Source organism: Pseudomonas sp. W3I7, from assembly GCF_030816095.1.
Taxonomy (GTDB): domain Bacteria; phylum Pseudomonadota; class Gammaproteobacteria; order Pseudomonadales; family Pseudomonadaceae; genus Aquipseudomonas; species Aquipseudomonas salomonii.
Genome location: NZ_JAUSXP010000001.1, coordinates 4,622,181 through 4,644,603 on the forward strand (window position 1 = coordinate 4,622,181; position 22,423 = coordinate 4,644,603).

A 22,423-nucleotide genomic window follows, 5' to 3' on the forward strand; every position below is an offset into this window, starting at 1 on the left:
CCTGAATTCGAATTTTCAGGGCGGCAAAGGTTTAGAAAAAACTTGCCAGTGCGACGAACGGTCGTCGCTGTATCAGGCCGGTTTGCTGCCAAACAGGCCCGGCAGCGCGTGCGCCAGGGCATTGATGGCGAAGCCGATAAACATCACGCCACAGAGTTTGGTGATGAGGATTTCATGGCGCTGATACACCGTGCGCACGCGCTGAGCGCCGACCACGCCGATCAGAATGGCGTAGGCCAACAGGCCACCAATAAAGCTCAGGAAGATCAACGACGGCAGCATCGCCCATGTCAGCAACTCGGCACGGCTGGACAACAACGCGGTGAAGGTCGCCACGGCCACCGGGTAAGCCTTGGGGTTGGTGAGACCGAACACAATACCGTGCCAGAACGGATGCCGCGCCGCACCCTGAGGTGCATCGCTGCTACGCCGCTGTGTGCGAATCGCACGCCAGCCGAGCCAGAACAGGTACAAGCCGCTGAGCACGCCCAGCGCATCAAAGGCTGTGCTGCCCACTTCCCGCGCGCCCACGATGGCAATCAAGGCCGTGCTGCACCACACCACGTCACCGAGCAAATGCCCGCACAAAAAACCCGCCCCGGCACGACGGCCACGGGCAGCGCCGATACCGAATACGGCGAGCACGCCCGGACCGGGCGTAATGCCGTAGATAAAACCCGAAGCAAGCACGGCGAACAGCAGGGATAGGGTCATGGGCGCGACTCGAGTAGACGGTAATGAGGTGGAGGGATTCTGCACGCTCTGCCGCTACGGGTAAAACTTCATTCCGGCATAAGGTTTGACGCGACAGGCCTGCAAACGCGAGGCCAGATCGCCGACATGGGCTTCGAGCTTGTGGCCATCGGGGTCGAGAAAGTAGAACGATGCGCCTTCACTGCGGTTGTCGCGCCATTCCTGCACCTGCGCAGCACGCAGGCGCGCCACCAGCTGCGCGAAATCACCGGTATCGGCAGTAAACGCGTAGTGCGTGTAGTCAGCCGCAGGTTCTGGCGAGCGCAGTGGGTCGAGGGACAAGCACAGCCATAAACCGGGCAGCGACAGATAGGCGCCGCTGTCCCAGGTGGCATCGAGCCGAAGTTGCAGAAGCTCATGGTAGAAACTGATGCTACGGTTCAGGTCGGTAACGGCAAGGGTCAGGTGGTTAAGGCCCGAGAGCATTTTTATTTTTTCCTGTTATCAATGACTTTCGGACAATACACCCTGCACCCGCCCAATCAACCACTGCAACCCCGAATCCCCGCCCCGCCGCGCATGCCACGCCAGCTCAAACGCAAAAGAAGGAATATGAAACGGCGGCGGCACAGCCAGCAGGTGTTGCTGATCGATGTTGAGCAAGCCTCGGGATGACACCGTCAAAATCAAGTCTGTGCCCTGGATCAACTGCGGCGCCACGCCCCAATGCGGCAGGCTGATCGCCACATGCCTGCGCTCGCGAATCGCCGTCAACGCCCGTTCGATTTCCGGGGTGCCGCTGCCGCGCATTTCCAGCAACACATGCGGACGTGACAGGTAAGTCGGCAGGTCCAGCACACCGTTTGGCGGCAGGCTGTCGCGGTCAATCAGGCAGGTGTAATGCTCCTCGAATAACGGCGTAGTGCGCAGTTCGGCGGGCATGTCGGGGAACACCCCGGCGGCCAGGTCGAGGTCGCCATTGAGCACGCCGTCGACCATACCTTCGCGGCTGGCCTGGACGATTTGCAGGTCGATGCCAGGCGCTTCACGGCGCAGCGTGCGAACCAGATCCGGCAGGAAAATCGCCGCGCTGTAGTCCGACATTGCCACGCGAAACCTGCGCTTGGCCGACGCCGGTTCAAACCGGTTGGGCGCCAGCAGCGCCTGCACCTGGGCCAGGGCCTCGGCCAGTGGCGCGGCCAGCTCCAAGGCGCGGGCAGTCGACACCAAGGCACCGCCCTGGCGCACCAGCAACGGGTCACCGAGCAGATCACGCAAACGCGCCAGCGCATGGCTGACCGCAGGCTGGCTCAGGTGCAAACGCTCGGCGGCGCGGGTGACGTGTTGCTCACTGAGCAAGGCGTCGAGGATCACCAGCAAGTTGAGGTCGATGCGGCGCAGATCATTCATCAGCTGCATGCTCGGCATAAGAACTTGGAATTTAAATTTGCGCGACGAATAGCCTAGAGTCCAGCAAAACCTCTGGGAGAACTGAGATGACGACGTTGCATTGGGCAGGTTTGTTGGCACTGGCGGTGATCGCCGGGGCGGTGGTGCCGTTTCAGAGTGCGATCAACGCAAGCCTCGGGCGCGGGCTGGGGCACCCGTTGTGGGCCACGCTGGCGTCACTGCTGGTGAGCATTGTCGTGCTACTGCCAGTGATTATAGCGCTGCGTTTACCGCTGCCGAGCCTGGCCTTTATCACCAAGGCGCCGCTGTGGATGTGGGCCGGTGGCGCGTTTGGGGTGTGCTTTATTTCGCTGGCGTTGATGTTGCTGCCCAAGCTCGGCGCGTCGGGGTTTATTGCGCTGGCCATGGCCGGGCAGATTCTCGCTTCGCTGTTGCTCGATCACTTTGGCTTGTTTGGCCTGGTGGAGCGCCAACTGACAACGCCCCGCGTGCTGGGGGCGTTGTTGTTGATTGGCGGGGTGGCACTGATTCAGTTCAGCGCCACACCGGCTCGCGCCCTGGCGACGGCAGGCTGATCAGCCCTTGTCGAGCGTGCGCAGTTTTTGTGGCAAGCCCCACAACAGCAGCGCCGCCGCCAACAGCGCGCACACGCCGATCACATACAGCGCCGGCGTGGTGCTGCCGGTAAGGTCCTTGATGCGCCCCACCATCACCGGGCTGACAATACCGCCGAACTGCCCGAGGGTGTTGATCACCGCAATGCCGCCGGCCGCCCCGGCACCCGCGCCGGCCAATAGTTTGGGCGGCAGGGTCCAGAAGGCCGGGATCGAGGCAATAATGCCCGCGCCCAGCAGGCCCAGGGCGATGATCAGGAAGGTAGTGTGGTCGGCAAAGATCCCGGCACAGAAGAAGCCGATGGCGCCCAGCACCACCAGGCCGCAGACAAACTTGCGACGCTCGCCGGTGGCGTCCGACAGTCGCCCGATCACCACCATGCTGATCGCCCCGCACACATAGGGAATGGCGGTGAGCAGGCCGATCATCACCGGGCTCTGGGTGCCGGCACTGCGGATCAACTGTGGCGCCCAGAAGTTGAGGCCGTAAGACGCCACCTGAATCAGAAAGTAGATAAACCCAAGCATCAAAAACCCAGGAATGCGGATCGCCGAAAGCAGCGAGCCACCGTGCTGGTTCGGCTCATGCTTGGCGATGCGGCTCGACAGCAGGGTTTTCTCGGCAGGCGTCAGCCAATGCGCGTCTTCAATGCGGTCCTTGAGCAAGGTCAGCACCAGAAAACCCAGGCCGATGCAGGGCAAGCCGCCGAGCAGGAACAGCCAGTGCCAGCCGCGCATCTGCAGCACGCCGTCGAGGTGCTCCAACACCAGCCCGGAAAATGGTGCACCGACCAAACCGGCGAAAGCCGAGGCCAGGAACAGCATGGAGGTGATGCGCCCACGAAAGTGCTGCGGGAACCACAATGTCAGGTAATACAGCACGCCAGGCGCAAACCCCGCCTCCATGGCGCCAATGATGAAGCGCAGGCCATAGAACTGCCATTCGGCGGTGACAAACACCATGGCCGCCGTCGCCAGGCCCCACGACATCATGATGCGCGCGATCCAACGGCGGGCACCGACCTTGTAGAGCATCATGTTGCTCGGCACTTCGAACAGCACATAACCCACCACAAACAACCCGGCGCCCAGGCCATAAGCGGTGTCGCTCAGGCTCAGGTCGGTTTGCAGCTGGAATTTGGCGAAGCTGATGTTGATACGGTCAAAAAACGCGAACAGGTAGCACACCATGATCAGCGGCATCAGGCGCAAGGCGACCTTGCTGACCAGGGCTTTTTCGGCATCGATTTCAGCGGCCGGGCGCACGCCGGCCTCTAACGTAGTATTAGTGCTCATGGTTTCTCTCCAGCGGGCTGCTCACAGGCGCCCGATTGTTTTTGTTGTCTGGTCGCGCGTTACAGCGTGGCGATGTAAGCCGGTGGCGGGTGCAGGTCACAATTGCGCCCGGCCTTGGCCACTTGGCCGGGCAGTTCATGCCCAAGCAAGGCCGGCAGCCGGCGGGACATTTGCAACAGGTGCGGCAGGTCGAGGCCGGTGTGAATGCCCACCTCCTCGCACAGGTTGACCAAATCTTCGGTGCAGATATTGCCCGACGCGCCCGGCGCAAACGGGCAACCGCCGAGGCCACCCAAGGCCGCGTCAAACCGCCGGGCTCCGGCCTCGTAAGCGGCCAGCACATTGCACAAACCCAGGCCACGGGTGTTGTGAAAATGCAGGGTCAAATCGCTGGCCGGCACCTGTTGCAGCACGCGCTTGACCAGACGTTCGACCTGACGCGGATTGGCCATGCCGGTGGTGTCGGCCAACGTGATGCCCGCAATGCCCAGCTCGCGATAGGCCTCGACCATATGCAGCACGCGGTCTTCATCGATCTTGCCTTCGAACGGGCAGCCGAAGGTGGTGGCGATGCTGCCGTTGAGGCGCACCGGATGGTCGGCGGCAAAGCTGACGATATCGCCAAAGGCTGCCAACGACGCCTCGCAACGCATGCGCATGTTCGCCAGGTTGTGGGTCTGGCTGGCGGACATCACCAGGTTCAGCTCATCGGCGCGCGAATCGATGGCGCGCTGGGCGCCCTTGAGGTTGGGGATCAGCGCGACATAAATCACCCCGGCCCGGCGCTCAATGCCCTGGAACACTTGCTCGCCATCACGCAATGCGGGAATGGCTTTGGGCGACACAAACGAGCCCGCCTCGACTCGCGAAAAACCGGCCTGCGCCAGCGCGTTGATCAGCCTGATCTTGTCGGCGGTTTCAACCCACGTCGGTTCGATCTGCAAGCCATCGCGCGGCGACACTTCCTGCACGATCAGCGTGTCGGAATAATCAGTAATCATTGCACCACTCCCGCGGTTTTCAGACGTTGGATATCGGCACCGGTGAGGCCCAGGCTGCCGAGGATGTCATCGGTATGCTGGCCCAGTGTCGGGCCCTGCCAGTTCACACCACCGGGGGTTTCGGAGAGTTTGGGCACAATGCCGGGCATCTTCACCGACACGCCGCCGGGCAACTGGGCATTGAGCAGCATGTCACGGGCCTGGTAGTGCGGGTCGCTGACGATATCGGCCACCGAGTAGATGCGTCCGGCCGGCACCTCGGCGGCTTCGAGCGCGCTGAGTACCTGGTCGATAGGCTGGCTGCTGGTCCAGTGGGTAATGGCCGCATCCAGCAGGCCACTTTTGGCGGCGCGGCCGTCGTTGTGGGCAAACTCCGGCGCTTCGGCCAGGTCGGCACGGCCGATGGTGTGCATCAGGCGCTTGTAGATCGGGTCACTGTTGCCGGCGATCACTACGTAGGCGCCATCGGCGGTCAGGTAGGTGTTGGACGGCGCGATACCCGGCAAGGCGCCGCCACTGCGCTCACGCACATGGCCGAGCATGTCGTATTCGGGCACCAGGCTTTCCATCAGGTTAAACACACTTTCGGCCAGTGACACATCGACCACCTGTCCTTCGCCCTGCCCGGTCTTGACCCGCAACAACGACATCAGCGCGCCGATCACCGCGTGCAGCGAGGCGAGCGAGTCACCCAGGCTCACACCGACCCGCGCCGGCGGCGAGTCGGGGTTGCCGGTGGTGTAGCGAATGCCGCCCATGGCCTCACCGATGGCACCAAACCCTGGGCGATCGCGGTAGGGCCCGGTCTGGCCGTAGCCGGAGATGCGTACCAGGGTCAGCTTGGGGTTCAACGCATGCAACACGTCCCACCCCAGGCCAAGTTTCTCCAGGCCGCCGGGGCGCAGGTTTTCGATCAGCACGTCGGCGTCGCCCAGCAATTGCTTGATCAGCCCCAAACCCTCCGGGGCCTTGAGGTCCAGGGCGAGCGACTTTTTGTTACGCGATTGCAAGTACCACCACAGCGACGTGCCTTCGTGCAGCTTTCGCCATTTGCGAAGCGGGTCGCCTTGGCCCATGGCTTCGATCTTGATCACCTCGGCGCCGAACTCGGCCAGCATCCGCGCGGCGAACGGCGCGGCTATCAACGTGCCGATTTCAATCACCTTGATACCGCTCAACGGCGCTGTCATGGGGTGGTCCTCTTATTATTGGAATGTGCAGCCAAGGCTAGAGGACAGGCGGGCGATAAATCCAACCGTCAGTTGGCAAGGAGCGTTCGCGAAATGCGAACGGCTATCAGGTGTTGATGTCAGTCAGATCGCTATCGCGGGCAAGCCCTAATGCCAGTCAGTTAAGCGCAGATCCCCTGTGGGAGCGGGCTTGCTCGCGAAAGCGGTGGGTCAGTCAACATCAATGTTTGCTGGGCCGACGTCTTCGCGGGCAAGCCCGCTCCCACATTTGATCTTCGCTGCTTTGAGCATTTCGTTCGCTTAACTGACTGGCATTAGGGCTTGCCCGGCTCCCACAGGAGGAATGCGGTCCCTTGTGGGAGCCGGGCTTGCCCGCGATGAGGCCCGAAGGGTTTGCTTACTTCAGTGGCGTGCGCAGGTAGTCAAACAACAGCCGGCTCACCGGCGACAACTGCGCTTCATCACGCACCACCACAATCAAGCTGCGATCCGACCACGTGTCGGTCAGCGGCACCGCATGCAACCCCAACGCGCGACCAAACAGCTCATAGGCCTTTTGCGGCAGGATGCCGATGCCCATATTCGCCTGGACCATCCGGCACATCGCATCAAACCCCGGCACATGAATACGCAGGCGCAGCATCTTGCCGGCCTCGCGCGCTGCGGCATGGGTGCGCATATTGATCGAGCTGGCGGCGTGCAGGCCCACGTAATCGCTGCCCAGGGTTTCGTCGAACGCCAGGGTGTGGCGGGTGGCCAAGGGATGATCCGCCGGCATCAGCACCACCAGCTTGTCGTGGCGGTACAGCACACTGGGCAAGCCTTTGGTGTCAGTGTCGCTGGAGCAGATGCCCAGGTCCGCCACCCCGTCCAGCACGCCCTGGACCACGCCGTTGCTGGGGCGCTCTTCCAGATCCGTCTTGACCTCGGGGTGCCGCTGGGAAAAGTCGCGCAGGTCTTCCGGAAGAAACTGAATAATCGCCGACAGATTTGCCAACATGCGCACATAACCACGCACGCCGTGGCTGTGCTCGCCCAGTTCAAGGCCCATTTTCTCGACGTTGAACAGCATCTGCCGCGCATGGTGCAGCAGGGTTTCGCCGGCGGCGGTCAAGTCCATGCCCTTGGCACGCCGCACGAACAGGCTCACGCCCAATACCTGCTCCAACTCCATCAGGCGCTTGCTGGCCGCCGACACGGCGATGGCCTCACGGGCCGCAGCGCGGGTCAGCGTGCCTTCTTCAAACACCGCAACGAACAGTTGCAGGGTGATCAGGTCAAGGCGACGCACCAGGCTTTTGTGCAGCATCAGCGCGTCTCGCTGGCCAGGCGATTGATCTCGGCCTGCTCCACCACGGCCTGCGGCGCGCCATGACGCGCCACCGCCAACATCGCCTGGCCAACGGTTTCGGTGCTGACAACCCAACTCGGTTTGACCCGGCGAAAAAACGACAGCAGCGGCCCGAGCACGGTATAGAAAGATTGATACAGCGGCGTCTTTGAACGCACGCCATGCAACGGCTGAATCACCCCAGGCCGAAACAGGTACACCGCCTTGAACGGCAGGCGCAGCAAGGCGTTTTCGGTCTTGCCCTTGACCCGCGCCCACATCGACTTGCCCGCCTCGGAGCTGTCGGTGCCGGCGCCGGACACATAGATAAAGGTCATCTGCGGATTGAGCCGCGCCAAGGTGCTGGCCGCGACCAGGGTGAGGTCATAGGTGAGGTGGGTGTACTTGGCTTCATTCATGCCTGCCGACGACACGCCGAGGCAGAAGAAGCACGCATCAAAGCCTTGCAACAGGTTTTCCAACGGCTGGAAGTCGAGCATGTCGCTGTGCAACACCTGGTGCAGCTTGCCGTGTTCCTGGGTCAGCGGCGTGCGGCCGACGGCGACCACTTCCTGCACGTCAGCGGCCAGCAGGCACTCACGCAGCACGCCTTGGCCGACCATGCCGGTGGCGCCGAATAATAGAACTCTCATCAGGGGACCTCAGCGGCAAGCCGCAAGCTTCATGCTCAAGTTAAATACCGTTCAACTTGTAGCTTAACGCTTGCGGCGTGCGGCTGCCGCCTTTAGAACGCGCTGCGAAATATCTCCTCAATTTGTCGCTGATCCGCCCGGCGGGGGTTGGTCAGACCGCAGGCATCCTTCAACGCATTGGTGGCCAGCAGCGGAATATCCTGCAACTTGGCGCCCAACTCACGCAAACCGGCCGGGATCTCAACGTCATGGGCCAAGGCGCGAATAGCGACGATGGCCGCCTGGGCGCCCTCTTCCGGGGTAATGCCCTTGATATCGGCGCCCAAGGCGCGCGCCACGTCGCTCAAACGTTTGGCGCACACGCTGGCGTTGAAGCTTTGCACATGGGGCAGTAACACCGCGTTGCACACGCCGTGGGGCAGGTCGTAGAGGCCGCCAAGCTGGTGGGCCATGGCATGCACAAACCCCAGCGAAGCATTGTTGAACGCCATCCCGGCCAGGAACTGCGCATACGCCATGTTTTCCCGCGCGGCCTTGTCGCTGCCATCACGCACCGCCAGGCGCAGGTTGGCGCTGATCAGCTCCATGGCCTTGATCGCACAGGCATCGGTGATTGGCGTGGCGGCGGTCGACACATAGGCTTCGATCGCATGGGTCAGCGCGTCCATGCCGGTGGCCGCCGTCAGTCCCTTGGGCATGCCGACCATCAGCGTCGGGTCGTTGACCGACAGCAGCGGCGTGACATTGCGGTCGACGATGGCCATTTTCACATGGCGGGTTTCATCGGTGATGATGCAGAAACGGGTCATCTCGCTGGCCGTGCCGGCGGTGGTGTTGATCGCCACCAGCGGCAATTGCGGTTTGCTCGATTGGTCGACACCTTCGTAGTCGCCGATACGCCCGCCGTTGGTGGCGCACAACGCGATGCCCTTGGCGCAGTCATGGGGCGAGCCGCCGCCCAGGGACACGACAAAATCACAAGCCGTGGCCTCCAGCATTGCCAGGCCTTTCTCGACGTTTTCCACATTGGGGTTGGGTTTGGCGCCGTCGTAGATCACCGAGTCGATGTCCTGCATCGCCAGCTTCTCTGCGATCATGCTGGCCACGCCGGCCTTGGCCAGCCCGGCGTCGGTGACGATCAGCGCCTTGCGAAAGCCGTAGTTGCGGATGGCTACCATGGCTTCGTCGAGGCAGTCGGTGCCCATGATGTTGACGGCGGGAATAAAAAAGGTGCTGATCATGGTCAATCCTCGGAGGCGGTATGCCGACAGAATCAACCGATAACGCGTGGCGCATCTTGATCAGGATCAACGCACGCTCGTGATAAAGTCACCACCCAGCCGATTTCGAGTAGACCCGCCGCAATGAAGGATTTCCAGGATATTGACGCCCACCTTGAAGACTGGAGCGCCCTGCGCAGCGCCATCGACTTCAATGGGATGCTGATCGGCAATGGCGCCAGCCGTGCGATTTGGGAAGACTTTGCCTACGACTCGCTGTTCGAAAACGCCCGCACCGTCGAAGAAAAGCCCCTGAGCCCATCCGAACTCAGCGTGTTCGATGCCCTGCAAACCCGCAGTTTCGAGCAAGCGCTGGGCGCGTTGAAGACCACCAGCCGGGTCAACAAGGCGCTGGCGGTCAGCTCGGCGGCGCCGCGCAATCGTTACTACGCGATCAAGGAAGCGCTGATCAACACCATCCACGCCGTGCACATTCCGTGGCGCCTGGTGCAGCCGTCGACCCTGGCGACGATCAACACTGAGTTGAAGCACTACGCCACGGTATTCACCAGCAATTACGACCTGCTCAACTACTGGGCGATTTTGCACACGCCGGGCATTGATGACCTGTTCCGCAGTGCCGACGCCAGCTTCGACCTGCGCAACACCCGCACCGAGGCCACACGCATTCTCTACCTGCACGGCGGCCTGCACCTGGTGCGCAACCTCGACGGCACCGCACGCAAACTGCCGACCACCGACAGCACCTTGCTGAGCAGCTTTGCGATCAACAATACGATCAAGACGCTGGACGATGTGCCGCTGTTTGTCAGCGAAGGCAAGGTGGAAGAGAAGCTCAAGACCATTCGCAGCTCGGATTACTTGTCGTTCTGCTACGAGCAGTTGCTGAGCCATGATGGCGCGCTGTGCATCTTCGGCCATGACCTGGGGCCACAGGATCAGCACCTGGTGGATGCGCTTCGCCAGGCCAAACTGACGACATTGGCAATTTCGGTGTCGGGGCGCAGTGACGGGTTTATCCGCCAGCAGAAGCGCCGGTATTCGCAGTTGTTTGACGGCAGTGGCGTGGAGCTGAAGTTCTTTGCGGCGCGTACGCATCCGTTGGGTAATGCCGCACTCTCAGTACCCGTCGAACGCTGATCCACTGAACAAAGAAGATCAACTGTGGGAGCGGGCTTGCTCGCGAATGCGGTGGGTCAGCTCCACATGAGTTGACTGATTCACCGCATTCGCGAGCAAGCCCGCTCCCACAGTTAGATTGCATTTCAAATAGCAATCAGGGTCACTCGTCGCTGCTGTGCACCACCACCAGCAACTGCGCCTGCACCTGCCCCACCGAGCGAATCCGGTGAGGTTTCTGTGCATTGAAGTGCAGCGCATCGCCCCGCTCCAGAATCACCCGTTCGTTCATGAAGTCCACTTCCACCTGGCCTTCGTGCACGAACAGAAACTCCTCACCCAGATGCTCCTTGAAGGTCTTGTCGGTGAATTGCGCCGGCGGGTAGATGATAAACGGCAGCAGGCTGCGCTCGCTGACCTGATGGGCCAGCACCGCATAACCCGGCGCGGTGTCGGGGCGTTCGTGGCTGCGCACCAGGCTGTAGCTGTCGAGGCTGACGTTGTCTTCGCTGAACAGTTCTTCGACCTTCACGTTCAACGCCTTGGCCAGTTTCAGCGCGGCGGCAATCGACGGGGTGTTGAGCCCACGCTCGACCTTGGACAGATAACTCTTGGTCATCCCGGACTTTTCGGCCAGGGACTCCAGGGTTACGCCAAGTTTTTTTCTCAATAATTTCAAACGGATAGACATGTGCTGCGGTTAATCCCTGCAGAAAAGGCAGAATCACGCTTGCCAATGACACAAAGTGTCATATAGCATCTTTAGTGTCATTTGCTCTAACCCAAAGGACACCGATATGGCCAAGACATTAGCACTCCCCAAAGACCAACTGGTCAAGCAAGCACTGATCCAGATGCAAAACAGCCTGGCGGATAATACGTGGACCGACCGGCAAAAGCTGGCGCTCACTTGCCGCATCCTGTTCGAACACGGCCACGACTCCGGCCTGGCCGGGCAGATCACCGCGCGGGGGCCCACGCCTGGCACCTATTACACTCAGCAACTGGGCCTGGGTTTCGATGAAATCACGGCCAGCAATCTGTTGCTAGTCAACGAAGACCTTGAAGTACTCGAAGGGCATGGCATCCCCAACCCGGCCAACCGCTTTCATACCTGGGTATACCGTGGGCGGCCGGATGTGAACTGCATCATCCATACGCACCCCACGCATATTGCCGCGCTGTCGATGCTTGAAGTGCCGCTGCAGGTGTCGCATATGGACCTGTGCCCGCTGTACGAAGATTGCGCCTTCCTGGAAGCCTGGCCGGGCGTGCCGGTGGGCAATGAAGAAGGCGAAATCATCACCACAGCCCTGGGCGACAAGCGCGCAATCCTGCTCTCGCACCACGGTCAGCTGTCTACCGGCGCGAGCATCGAGCAAGCCTGCGTGATCGCGCAGTTGATTGAGCGGGCCGCCAAGTTGCAGTTGCTGGCAATGTCGGCGGGCACCATCAAGCCGATCCTGCCGGAGTTGGGTCGCGAGGCCCACGACTGGATCTCCAAGCCCAAGCGCCATGGCGCCGCCTTCAACTACTACGCCCGGCAGAACCTGCGCAAACACGCCGATTGCCTGAACTGATTGCCCTTTTTCACGCGGAGACTTCCCATGCCCAACCCCACTATTCACGGCATCATCGGCTACACCATTACCCCGTTCAGCGCCGACGGCCAGCGCATTGACCTCGACGCCCTCGGCCGCTCCATCGATCGCCTTATCGACAGCGGCGTACACGCCATCGCGCCCTTGGGCAGTACCGGCGAAGGCGCGTATTTGAGCGATGCGGAGTGGGATGAGGTCAGCGCCTACAGCCTTGCGAAAATCGCCAGGCGCGTACCCACTGTTGTCAGCGTGTCTGACTTGACCACCGCCAAAGCCGTGCGTCGCGCCCGTTATGCCCAAGCCAATGGCGCCGATGTGGTGATGGTGCTGCCGGCCTCGTACTGGAAACTCAGCGAAGCGGAAATCCTTGCCCACTACGCCGCGATTGGCGACAGCATCGGCGTGCCGATCATGCTTTACAACAACCCGGCTACCAGTGGCACGGACATGTCGGTGGACTTGATCCTGCGCATCGTCAAACAGGTGGCAAACGTGACCATGGTCAAGGAAAGCACCGGCGATATTCAGCGCATGCATCAGTTGCGCCGTCACAGTGACGTGCCGTTCTACAACGGCTGCAACCCCCTGGCGCTGGAAGCCTTCGCGGCGGGTGCCAAGGGTTGGTGCACGGCCGCGCCGAACCTGATCCCGCAACTGAACCTGGAGTTGTATAACGCGGTGCTGGCCAATGACCTGAGCTTGGCGCGGGAGCTGTTCTATCGCCAGTTGCCGTTGCTGGAGTTCATCCTCAAGGGCGGGTTGCCGGCGACGATCAAGGCCGGGTTGCGGCTGACCGGGCTGGAAGCGGGCGATCCGCGCTTGCCGGTATTCCCGCTGGGTGAGGCAGGAATTGAACAGCTGAAAGCATTACTGCGCTAACACCGCGGTCCCCTGTGGGAGCTGGCTTGCCTGCGATGGCGGTGGTGCAGTCACCACCGCCATCGCAGGCAAGCCAGCTCCCACATTTTTGATCCCATGAACCCGTTACATAGAGACAAATGACAATAGTTCTCGATATCATTCGCGACTTATCTACGTCGTGCTTCGTCAAGAAGGATATCCATGTCTCGTCCCAAGCCCGACCCGTTGACGGCCGATGCCTTTCGCGGGTTTTATGCAGATATCCTGCATTTCCTGCGCAAACGCACGGACAACGCCAGCGACGCGGCGGACATGACCCAGGATGTCTTCACCCAATGGCTCAACTACCGCGACCGCGCCAAGGTCGAGCAGCCACGGGCGTTTCTGTTTCAGATGGCGCGCAACCTGCTGCGCGATCACTGGCGTAAGCAGAAGGTACGCCAGAGCGCCCATTCCGAGCCGGCCGAGGGTGACACGGAGCCGGTCACCGACGCGCAAAACGACCCCATGGCTGCCGCGCAGCGTCTGCAACGCCTGGAACAGTTGAAAGAAGTCCTCGCCGAACTCTCGCCCCGCAGGCGAGATGCCCTTATGCTGCACCGCTTCGAAGGCTTGAGCCAGGCGCAGATCGCCGAGCGCATGGGTATTTCGACCAGCATGGTAGAAAAGCACATCGCTTTTGCCCTGCTGCATTGCAAGCGACGCCTTCAACCAGAACCCGGCACGGAGCAGCCAGAATGAACCGCCTGAGCGACAACGACGCCCTGGACATCGAAGCGAGCGACTCCATCGATGCCCAAGCCGCCAGCTGGTTTGCCCGCAACCGCAATGGCGCAGCACGGGCCGAGCGCAAAGCCTTTGCCGCCTGGCAGGCAACGCCCGCCCACGCCCGCGCCTATGCCGAATTCGAACAACTGTGGGACGACCTCGCCCAGTTGCAGCAACTGAACAAACCCGTAGCGCTGCCCCAACGCAAACCCTCCCTATTGCGCCCGGCCCTGGCCGTGGCTGCCGCACTGGTGTGCGCCGTGCTGACGACGAATATCGGCGCGCCCCGCGCGCTGTTCCACAGCCAGATTGCCGGGCACGCCAAAGGCATGCGCACCCTCACCTTGCCCGACGGCAGCACGCTGTATGTGAACGCCAACACCCATCTGCGCGTGGATTTCAGCGCCTATCAACGCATCCTGCATCTGGACAAGGGCCAGGTCTTTATCGAAGTTGCCGCCGACAAAGAGCGCCCGCTCTACGTGCAAGCCGGCGAGGCGAATGTGCGGGTGGTCGGCACCGGGTTTGACGTGCGACGCAGCCAGCAACAACTGGTGGTCAGCGTCGCCCACGGCCAGGTCGCCTTCGAGCCGGACGCCAAAAGCCCGGTGGCGTTGCTCGGCGCCCAGCAACGTGCCGCGTACAGCTACGCCAAGGGCACCGTGCAGCAGCAGACACTCACCACCGAAGAAGTGGCCGATTGGCGCAGCGGGCACCTGTCGTTTCGCAATCGAGAGTTGGCCAGCCTGATCGATGAACTGAGCCTCTACCGGCCTCAAGCGCCCTTGCAGGTCAACAAAGCCGTGGCGCAACTGAAGGTCTCGGGCAATCTGGATGTGAATGACCCGGATGCCCTGCTCAACGCCCTGCCCGCCCTGCTGCCGGTTAAAACCGTGGCCTCGGCCGATGGCATCGTCCGAATCGAGCCGCTCAAGTAAGGCCTGCAAAAAACACACTTGAGAATATTTTGCATTCGCATGTGTGGTTTTTTGCAGCTGCCCCGTCTTCCTCCCGACTGTGTTGGATACGCACACCTTTTTGGCTATTTAGCCGCCCCGGGGGATCTCATGTTTCGCGCGCCTTGCCACGCTTCGCACCTGTTGCTTCGACCGACCCTTATTGCCTCCTGCATGGCCTTGAGCCTCAGCGCCCAGGCCGAGTCGCTCACGCTGCAACTGCCCGCCCAATCGCTGGCCACGTCCCTGAGCTTTGTCGCGCAGCAGGCTAAAATCCAGCTGTTGTTCGATGAAACGCTGCTCAAGCATGTGCAGGCGCCGGCGCTCAACGGCGAGTTCAGCCCGGAAGTGGCGATTCGCAGCTTGCTGAAAAACGGCGAGTTCACCCTGATCAAAGTCGGCAACACCTACGTGGTGCGCCCCGACGAGGGCAAGGCCACCCACAGCGGCGCCATCCAGCTGGATGCCCTCAGCGTGATCGGCACCGGTAACGAAGTCGACTCCAGCACCGTCAACCGCTCGACCATGACCCAGGCCGACATTGACCGCTACCAGTCCAACAACATCCCCAGCCTGTTGCAGACCTTGCCCGGCGTAAGCCAGGGCGGCTCCCTGAAACCTGGTGGCCAGACCATCAATATTCGTGGTTTCGGCGACGCCGAGGACGTACCGATGACTGTCGACGGCGCCACCAAAACCGGCTTTGAGCGCTACCAGCAAGGCACCGTGTTTATCGAGCCCGAGCTGATCAAGAGCATCGAGGTCGAGAAAGGCCCCAACTCGCCATTCACCGGCAACGGCGGCTTTGGCGGCACGGTCAACATGACCACCAAGGATGCCCCGGACCTTTTGCAAGACGGTCGCAACAGCGGCGCGATGCTCAAATACGGCTACTCCAGCAATGACCACGAACAGATCTACAGCGGTGCCGTGTACGGCCGCACCGACGACGGGCGTTTCGACGCCCTGGCCTACCTGACCCAGCGCGACGGCGGCGACATGAAGGTGGCCGGCAAACTGCCCAACGACAACAACGAATACCCGGTCAACCCTCAGCGCCTGCCCAACAGCGCCCAGGATGTGGACGGCAAACTGTTCAAGGTCAACGCCCACTTCACCGAGGAGCACAGCGTTGGTCTGTCTTACTCACGCTCCCACAGCAACCGCTGGACGCCGTTCTCCGCCGCCAGCTACCCGACGCCGCCGACCCAGGCCAACATCGACCGCTACGGCTACGAAAACGCGCTGAAGCGTTTTTTAGCCCAGCGTGACACCACCGACACTACCTGGTCAGGCAAGTACGAATACACGCCGGTGAATAACCCGCTGATCGACCTGACCGTCAAATATTCCCAGTCCAACACCGACCAGACCGACGAACGCGACGCCACCGCGTTTTTCCAACTGGCCTCCGGCGGGCGCAAGATGGACACCGCCTACACCGACAAGAACCTCGACATCCGCAACGTCAGCCTGTTTGACACAGGCCCCTTGCAGCATGCGCTGACCGTCGGCGGGCAAATCCGCAAGCACATCCGCGAAACCGAGATGTGGATGCCCGGCACCACCTACAACACCGCGCGTTACAACTACGGGCACTTCCAGCCGGGCTTCATGCCCCACGGCAAGGTCGACACCAACAGTTTCTTCGTCCAGGACGCAGTCACCGTGGGCGACGTGACCATCACCCCGTCGCTGCGCTACGACCATGTGCGTAACCGTGGCGAAGGTAACGATGCGCCGTACTACAACAACCCGGATCCGTCCTTCGGCCACGACTACAGCGACCGCACCTACACCGGCTGGTCGCCGCGCCTGGCGCTGTTCTGGAACGTCACGCCGAACCTGGGGCTGTTCGCCAACTGGAGCAAGACCTGGCGTGCACCGGTGATCGACGAGCAATATGAAGTACAAGGCCTGGGCAGCCGCACCGCGACCAGTGTCGACCTCGACCCGGAGCGCATCACCTCGATCACCCTGGGTGGCGTCACCAGCTTCGACAACTTGATCGCCCAGAACGATAACCTGCAAGTACGCGCCACGCTGTTCCATAACAAAGTCGAAGACGAAATCTTCAAGGCCACCGGCGTGGGTTGCCAGAACCAGGCCGTCAACGGTGGCACCATTGCCAACGCTTGCCCGCCGGGGGCGATGCCCAACTACCGCAACATCGGCGGCCTGACCATCAAGGGCTTTGAACTGGAGTCCTTCTACAACTCCACCTACCTGTTCGGCTCGGTGTCGTTCGCCTACGCCAAGGGTGAACACGAAGGCGCCTACACCAACCCATGGGGCCCGGATGTGCCGGCCCGCGATATTCCACCGACCAAATGGGTGCTGGTGTTAGGCACCCATATCCCGGCCTGGGATGCCCAGGTGGGCTGGATGGGCCAGTTCATCGGCGCCACCGATCGCTTGCCGAGTGACAAATATTCCGGCGGCCCGGGCAGCAGTTTGGGCGACCTGTTTTACGATCAGTACGGCAACAAGGCCTACAACACCCAAGGTTTGTTCGCCAAATGGAAGCCGCAACAGGCCTACCTCAAAGGCACCGAGGTGAACTTCACCGTGGACAACCTGTTCAACAACAACTTCCGCCCGGCCTTGAGCGGTGATCGTGCCTACACCAAGGGCCGCGATGCGAAGGTCAGCATTACGCGGTTCTTCTAACAGACCAGGGTGACGCCATCGCAGGCAAGCCAGCTCCCACAGGAGATCTCGGCCAACCAGGCAATAGAGATCAACCCCAGGCAAGCCGGCTCCCATAGGAGATCTCGATCCGCCAGGCAATAGAGATCAACCCCAGGCAAGCCAGCTCCCATAGGAGATCTCGGTCAGCCAGGCAATAGAGATCAACCCCAGGCAAGCCGGCTCCCATAGGAGATCTCGATCCGCCAGGCAATAGAGATCCAATGTGGGAGCCGGGCTTGCCCGCGATGGCGGCGGCACTGCCTACAGAGCGATTGGAACTGTACGGATAAATCTGCGACCAGCTGTAGGCCCTTAATCAGCGGGGGTTGTGGCTAGATGGGCTTCCCTTGAAGTCCTCCAGATTCGGTTCCCCACTCATGAGCTCGCGCGAAAATACCGGCATGGCCCTCGGCCTGCTGGGTGTCGTTATCTTCAGCCTGACATTGCCCTTCACCCGCATTGTGGTGCAGGAAATCCACCCCTTGCTCAATGGCCTCGGGCGCGCCTTGTTCGCGGCAATCCCGGCGGCGGCACTGTTGCTGTGGCGCCGGGAAAGCTGGCCAACCTGGCGCCAGGTGCGCGGCCTGTGCCTGGTGATTGCCGGCGTGATTCTCGGCTTCCCCGTGCTCTCGGCCTGGGCCATGCAAACCTTGCCGGCCTCCCATGGCGCGCTGGTCAATGGCCTGCAGCCGCTGTGCGTGGCGCTGTATGCGGCGTGGCTGTCCCACGAGCGGCCGTCGAAAGCCTTCTGGGCCTGCGCGGCGCTGGGCAGTGCGTTGGTGCTCAGTTACGCGTTGATCACCGGCGCCGGCAGCATTCAAGCCGGCGATTTGCTGATGCTCGGTGCGATTGCCGTGGGCGGCCTGGGGTATGCCGAAGGCGGCCGGTTGGCCAAGGAGATGGGCGGCTGGCAAGTGATCTGCTGGGCGCTGGTGCTATCGACGCCCGTATTGATCGGCCCGGTGTGGTACTTGGCAGCGCAGCACCAAGGCGCGATTTCCATGCGCACCTGGTGGGCGTTTGGGTATGTGTCGCTGTTCTCGCAGTTTTTGGGGTTCTTCGCCTGGTACGCCGGGTTGGCCATGGGCGGTATTGCGCGGGTCAGCCAGATTCAGCTGTTGCAGATCTTCCTCACCATCGCGTTTTCGGCGCTGTTCTTTGGTGAACATATCGAGCCGACTACCTGGGTGTTTGCATGTGGGGTGATCGTGACGGTGATGCTCGGGCGCAAGACGGCGGTGCAGCCTGCACCGACCTCAAAGATGAATGCGATCTAAATGTGGGAGCGGGCTTGCTCGCGAAAGCGGTGCATCAGTCACCTGATAGGTTGCTGACACTCCGCTTTCGCGAGCAAGCCCACATTTTGGTCCTGTTTTTCAGCCTAAATAACCATCCGCGCGCAGCAGGGTTTCCAGGCAGTGCTCGCTGATGTGGTAGAACGCCTTCAATTCCTGAATCTTCTCCAGCAACTGCGCATTGTCCACAGGCTCGGCCCGCTTGACCGCCAGAATCATCTTGTTCTTGTTGGTGTGTTCCAACGAGATGAACTCGAACACCTTGGTCTCGTAACCACAGGCCTCAAGGAACAGCGCACGCAAGCTGTCGGTGACCATTTCCGCCTGCTGGCCCAGGTGCAGGCCGTATTGCAGCATCGGCTTGAGCAACGGCGGGCTCTGGATCTGCAGGCGGATCTGTTTGTGGCAGCACGGCGAGCACATGATGATCGACGCACCGGAACGGATGCCGGTGTGGATCGCGTAGTCAGTGGCGATATCGCAGGCATGCAGCGCGATCATCACCTCCAGTTCGCTGGGCGCCACACTGCGCACATCACCGCATTTGAACACCAGCCCCGGATGCTCCAGGCGCGCGGCGGCGGTGTTGCACAGGGTCACCATGTCTTCACGCAATTCCACGCCCGTCACTTCGCCCTCGGCCTTGAGGGTGTTGCGCAGGTAATCGTGAATGGCGAACGTCAGGTAGCCCTTGCCCGAACCGAAATCCGCCACGCGCACCGGTTGGTCGAGCTTCAACGGCGATGAGGTCAGCGCATGGCTGAACACTTCGATGAACTTGTTGATCTGCTTCCACTTGCGCGACATCGACGGGATCAGCGCCTGCTTGGCGTCGGTGACGCCCAGGTCCGCAAGGAAGGGCCGGCTCAGGTCGAGAAAGCGGTTTTTCTCGCGGTTATGCTCAGCCGAAGGGGCCTCGCGCAATTGCTGCGGCTTGCTTTTGAACAGCGAGCTTTTGTTCTTTTTGCTGTATTCCAGCTGGGCTTCGTCGGTCAGCGACAACAGGTGCGCGTTCTTGAATGACGCCGGCAGCAGCGCGGCAATCGCCGCCACGCCGTCGGCCAGCGGCAAGTTCTTGGTGATGTCGCGGGTCTTGTAGCGATAGACAAAAGACAGGCACGCCTGCTCTTTGACCACCACCTGCTTGATGATCAGCCGCTGCAACTCGGCTTCTTCGCCGACGTACTTGGCCAACACCAGCTTGATAAACGCGTTCTGCGCGAGGCTTGCGCTCAGCAGTTCGATGAACTGGGCGTGATGATCCGGCGCAGGGCTGGCAGGTTGAGCGGTGACAGACATGAACAAAAACGCCTCGGGCAAAGAATGCCGGGCATTTTAGGGGGGATGAAGGTTTAGGGCACGGGGTTATTTGATCAACGGTCAAATCCCATGAGCTGCACAGACCCCATGTGGGAGCGGGCTTGCTCGCGAATGCGGAGTGTCAGCCAACCTATTTAGGGCTGACCCACCGCATTCGCGAGCAAGCCCGCTCCCACATTTAGATTTGCGGTGCTTGGCGTTACTCCAGCACGATCAACCGGTTAGGCAGCTCATTACGCGTCTGCGTCACCGGCACATGCACCTTCAGCAATTCACCACACGCTTCGATGCAGGCAATAAACCCCGCCAGCGTCTGCCCCTGCTTCACCTGCTGGGTGAACGCCTTGACGATTTCATCCCAACTGCCGTCATCCAGGTGTTTGGAAATACCGTCGTCCACCAGGATCTCCACATACCGCTCCGCCTCGCTGACAAAAATCAGCACGCCGGTGCTGCCCAGCGTGTGGTGCAGGTTTTGCTCCAGGAACTGCCGCCGCGCCAGGTTCGATGCGCGCCAATGCCGTACCGAACGCGGAATCAGGCGAGTGGTGACCTTGGGCAGGCGAAACACCAGGCACAGCACAATGAAGGTCGCCCATTGCGCCAACAGCAAGGTGTACATGGTCAGGTAGCCCGACAGGTAGTGCACGATGCCAGGCACCACCAAGGCGATCAGGCTGGCCCACAGCAGCGGGATATAGGCGTAATCATCCGCGCGCGCGGCCAGCACGGTGACCAGCTCGGCATCGGTGGTTTTTTCGACGCGGGCAATCGCTTCGGCGACTTGGCGCTGCTCGTGTTCAGTCAGTAATGCCATGGTTGTAGATGCTCTGTTCCAGTTATTGTCATTACCAGCCACCTGAGGCACCACCGCCGCCAAAACCACCGCCGCCGCCTCTGAAGCCACCGCCGCCTCCCCCGCCACTGCCGCCGCGTCCACTGCTGCTGAGAATCGCCAGCAGGATCGCCCCCACGGGCAGCCCCAACCGATTGCACAGCCACAACACGCCGATCAGCAGGATGAACAGGCCGATGGAAAGCCCCGGATTATCCTTGGCAAAATTCGTATCCGCCACATGGGCCGGCACTGCCAGCGGCTCGCCGCCCACCACCTGAATCATGGCCGCAACACCGTCGCTGATGCCCTGGCTGTAATTGCCGGCCTTGAACTTGGGCGCGATCACCTGGTTGATGATCACCCACGACTGCGCATCGGTCAGCACGCCTTCGAGGCCATAACCGACCTCGATGCGCAACTTGCGCTCATCACGGGCGACGATCAACAGCGCGCCATTGTCCTTGCCCTTCTGGCCGATGCCCCACTGGCGGCCCAATTGATAACCGTAGTCCTCAATGGGCACACCTTGCAGGTCGGGCACGGTGACCACCACGACCTGGTCGCCCGAGGTTTGCTCCAGCGCCTGCAATTGCTGGGTCAGCTGCGCACGTACCGCCGGGTCGATCATCTGCGCGGTGTCCACCACCCGCCCGGTCAAGGCCGGGAAGGTCAGCGCCGCCTGGGCCACGCCCACGCAGGCCAGCAGCCACAGCGCCAAGCCTATCCGTAATAAACGCATCGACACCTCAGAGAAGCCTTATTTGAACTTCACTTGCGGCGCTTTATCGGCGTCGGCACTGGTGGCCTCAAACGTGGCGCGGATCGGCAAGTCGCTGTACATCACGCTGTGCCACAGGCGACCCGGGAAGGTGCGGATCTCGGTGTTGTACGCCTGCACCGCCTGGATAAAGTCGCGACGGGCCACGGCGATACGGTTTTCGGTGCCTTCAAGCTGAGACTGCAACGCCAGGAAGTTCTGGTTGGCTTTGAGGTCCGGGTAGCGCTCGGACACCACCATCAAACGGCTAAGCGCACCGCTCAGGCCATCCTGGGCTTGCTGGAACTGCTTGAGTTTTTCCGGGTTGTCGAGGGTGCTGGCATCCACCTGAATCGAGGTGGCCTTGGCCCGCGCTTCAATCACCGCCGTCAGCGTGTCTTGCTCATGGGCCGCATAGCCCTTGACCACTTCCACCAGGTTGGGAATCAGGTCGGCGCGGCGTTGGTACTGGTTCTGCACCTGGCCCCAGGCGGCCTTGGCCTGTTCGTCCAGGGTCGGAATGGTGTTGATGCCGCAACCGCTCAGCACTGTGCTGATCAGTAGCAAAGCCGCGGCCTTGAAGCCCCAGCGGTAATGTTGTGCTGCTTGCATAGTGTTTCTCCTGCCCAATCTGGATGGAATGTGACGACTAACCCTATAAACCGCGCGCTTGGGGCATAATCCGCCACCACTGGATTGCGTCGAGCCAATCAGCTAAAAAGATGCCCAGCGCGAATAAGAGTTCACAAGTGTGGTGCATTAAGTGCAATAACACTCGAACAACAACAT

General features: G+C 61.3%; 22 protein-coding genes. 8 read left to right on the forward strand and 14 right to left on the reverse strand.

The features are described from left to right. Positions 1 to 72 precede the first annotated feature (72 nt). From QF043_RS21430 to QF043_RS21440, 3 genes are read right to left on the reverse strand one after another with little or no spacing between them, the layout of a single operon-like run. Positions 73 to 714, reverse strand: coding sequence for a LysE family translocator (locus QF043_RS21430; protein WP_017137289.1), 642 nt, complete (start codon positions 712 to 714; stop codon positions 73 to 75). 54 nt (positions 715 to 768) lie between these two features. Continuing rightward, positions 769 to 1,179, reverse strand: a complete 411-nt coding sequence (gene fos / locus QF043_RS21435) for a fosfomycin resistance glutathione transferase (RefSeq protein WP_307420096.1) — start codon at positions 1,177 to 1,179, stop codon at positions 769 to 771. 18 nt (positions 1,180 to 1,197) lie between these two features. Beyond that, on the reverse strand, positions 1,198 to 2,121 hold the full coding sequence (locus QF043_RS21440) for a LysR family transcriptional regulator (RefSeq protein WP_307420097.1): 924 nt from the start codon (positions 2,119 to 2,121) through the stop codon (positions 1,198 to 1,200). Between the two features lie 68 nt (positions 2,122 to 2,189). Between QF043_RS21440 and QF043_RS21445 the strand changes: the two genes are divergently transcribed. Further along, positions 2,190 to 2,678 carry a DMT family transporter gene (locus QF043_RS21445; protein ID WP_307420098.1) on the forward strand — a complete coding sequence of 163 codons (489 nt, stop codon included), beginning with the start codon at positions 2,190 to 2,192 and terminating at the stop codon, positions 2,676 to 2,678. Here the strand turns inward: QF043_RS21445 and QF043_RS21450 are convergent, their stop codons facing one another. The 6 genes from QF043_RS21450 to yiaY all read right to left on the reverse strand — a co-directional run bounded on the left by QF043_RS21450 (position 2,679) and on the right by yiaY (position 9,428). Next, positions 2,679 to 4,013, reverse strand: coding sequence for an MFS transporter (locus QF043_RS21450; protein WP_307420099.1), 1,335 nt, complete (start codon positions 4,011 to 4,013; stop codon positions 2,679 to 2,681). Between the two features lie 59 nt (positions 4,014 to 4,072). After that, positions 4,073 to 5,014: a hydroxymethylglutaryl-CoA lyase gene (locus QF043_RS21455; RefSeq protein WP_307420100.1), complete on the reverse strand. Its 942-nt coding sequence runs from the start codon at positions 5,012 to 5,014 to the stop codon at positions 4,073 to 4,075. After that, positions 5,011 to 6,204 carry a CaiB/BaiF CoA-transferase family protein gene (locus QF043_RS21460; RefSeq protein WP_307420101.1) on the reverse strand — a complete coding sequence of 398 codons (1,194 nt, stop codon included), beginning with the start codon at positions 6,202 to 6,204 and terminating at the stop codon, positions 5,011 to 5,013. Before QF043_RS21460 ends, QF043_RS21455 begins: the two co-directional genes overlap by 4 nt. Positions 6,205 to 6,601: 397 nt before the next feature. Then, positions 6,602 to 7,513, reverse strand: coding sequence for a LysR family transcriptional regulator (locus tag QF043_RS21465; RefSeq protein WP_305458528.1), 912 nt, complete (start codon positions 7,511 to 7,513; stop codon positions 6,602 to 6,604). Then, positions 7,513 to 8,187, reverse strand: coding sequence for an NAD(P)H-binding protein (locus QF043_RS21470; RefSeq protein WP_307420102.1), 675 nt, complete (start codon positions 8,185 to 8,187; stop codon positions 7,513 to 7,515). The genes QF043_RS21465 and QF043_RS21470 overlap by 1 nt, the downstream gene beginning before the upstream one ends. 92 nt (positions 8,188 to 8,279) lie before the next feature. Then, positions 8,280 to 9,428: an L-threonine dehydrogenase gene (yiaY, locus tag QF043_RS21475; protein ID WP_305458526.1), complete on the reverse strand. Its 1,149-nt coding sequence runs from the start codon at positions 9,426 to 9,428 to the stop codon at positions 8,280 to 8,282. Positions 9,429 to 9,551: 123 nt separating this feature from the next. On the opposite strand from yiaY, the gene QF043_RS21480 reads away from it, so the two are divergent. Continuing rightward, on the forward strand, positions 9,552 to 10,568 hold the full coding sequence (locus tag QF043_RS21480; RefSeq protein ID WP_307420103.1) for a DUF4917 family protein: 1,017 nt from the start codon (positions 9,552 to 9,554) through the stop codon (positions 10,566 to 10,568). Between the two features lie 142 nt (positions 10,569 to 10,710). On the opposite strand, the gene QF043_RS21485 is transcribed toward QF043_RS21480, so the two are convergent. Further along, a complete protein-coding gene (locus QF043_RS21485; RefSeq protein WP_307420104.1) occupies positions 10,711 to 11,238 on the reverse strand; it encodes a helix-turn-helix domain-containing protein in 528 nt (175 codons plus the stop codon). A 106-nt stretch (positions 11,239 to 11,344) separates the two neighbouring features. On the opposite strand from QF043_RS21485, the gene QF043_RS21490 reads away from it, so the two are divergent. The 6 genes from QF043_RS21490 to QF043_RS21515 all read left to right on the forward strand — a co-directional run bounded on the left by QF043_RS21490 (position 11,345) and on the right by QF043_RS21515 (position 18,701). After that, a complete protein-coding gene (locus QF043_RS21490; RefSeq protein WP_307420105.1) occupies positions 11,345 to 12,127 on the forward strand; it encodes an aldolase in 783 nt (260 codons plus the stop codon). 27 nt (positions 12,128 to 12,154) lie between these two features. After that, positions 12,155 to 13,027 carry a dihydrodipicolinate synthase family protein gene (locus QF043_RS21495; RefSeq protein ID WP_307420106.1) on the forward strand — a complete coding sequence of 291 codons (873 nt, stop codon included), beginning with the start codon at positions 12,155 to 12,157 and terminating at the stop codon, positions 13,025 to 13,027. 183 nt (positions 13,028 to 13,210) lie between these two features. Further along, positions 13,211 to 13,750, forward strand: a complete 540-nt coding sequence (locus QF043_RS21500) for an RNA polymerase sigma factor (protein ID WP_307420107.1) — start codon at positions 13,211 to 13,213, stop codon at positions 13,748 to 13,750. Further along, on the forward strand, positions 13,747 to 14,715 hold the full coding sequence (locus tag QF043_RS21505) for a FecR domain-containing protein (protein WP_307420108.1): 969 nt from the start codon (positions 13,747 to 13,749) through the stop codon (positions 14,713 to 14,715). The genes QF043_RS21500 and QF043_RS21505 overlap by 4 nt, the downstream gene beginning before the upstream one ends. Before the next feature lie 129 nt (positions 14,716 to 14,844). Further along, the gene (locus QF043_RS21510; protein WP_307420109.1) at positions 14,845 to 17,403 is read left to right on the forward strand and encodes a TonB-dependent receptor; all 2,559 of its coding nucleotides are present in this window, start codon (positions 14,845 to 14,847) and stop codon (positions 17,401 to 17,403) included. 398 nt (positions 17,404 to 17,801) lie between these two features. Continuing rightward, on the forward strand, positions 17,802 to 18,701 hold the full coding sequence (locus QF043_RS21515) for a DMT family transporter (RefSeq protein ID WP_307420110.1): 900 nt from the start codon (positions 17,802 to 17,804) through the stop codon (positions 18,699 to 18,701). Between the two features lie 99 nt (positions 18,702 to 18,800). Here QF043_RS21515 and QF043_RS21520 read toward each other — a convergent pair whose 3' ends face one another. From QF043_RS21520 to QF043_RS21535, 4 genes are all read right to left on the reverse strand, one after another. Beyond that, the gene (locus QF043_RS21520; RefSeq protein ID WP_307420111.1) at positions 18,801 to 20,018 is read right to left on the reverse strand and encodes an SAM-dependent methyltransferase; all 1,218 of its coding nucleotides are present in this window, start codon (positions 20,016 to 20,018) and stop codon (positions 18,801 to 18,803) included. Positions 20,019 to 20,238: 220 nt separating this feature from the next. Beyond that, positions 20,239 to 20,856 (reverse strand): TPM domain-containing protein, encoded by a 618-nt coding sequence (locus tag QF043_RS21525; RefSeq protein WP_056857428.1) that lies wholly within the window; start codon positions 20,854 to 20,856, stop codon positions 20,239 to 20,241. Positions 20,857 to 20,887: 31 nt separating this feature from the next. Continuing rightward, positions 20,888 to 21,616, reverse strand: a complete 729-nt coding sequence (locus QF043_RS21530; protein WP_307420112.1) for a YgcG family protein — start codon at positions 21,614 to 21,616, stop codon at positions 20,888 to 20,890. An 18-nt stretch (positions 21,617 to 21,634) separates the two neighbouring features. Continuing rightward, positions 21,635 to 22,246: a LemA family protein gene (locus QF043_RS21535; protein WP_017137266.1), complete on the reverse strand. Its 612-nt coding sequence runs from the start codon at positions 22,244 to 22,246 to the stop codon at positions 21,635 to 21,637. Positions 22,247 to 22,423: the final 177 nt, after the last annotated feature.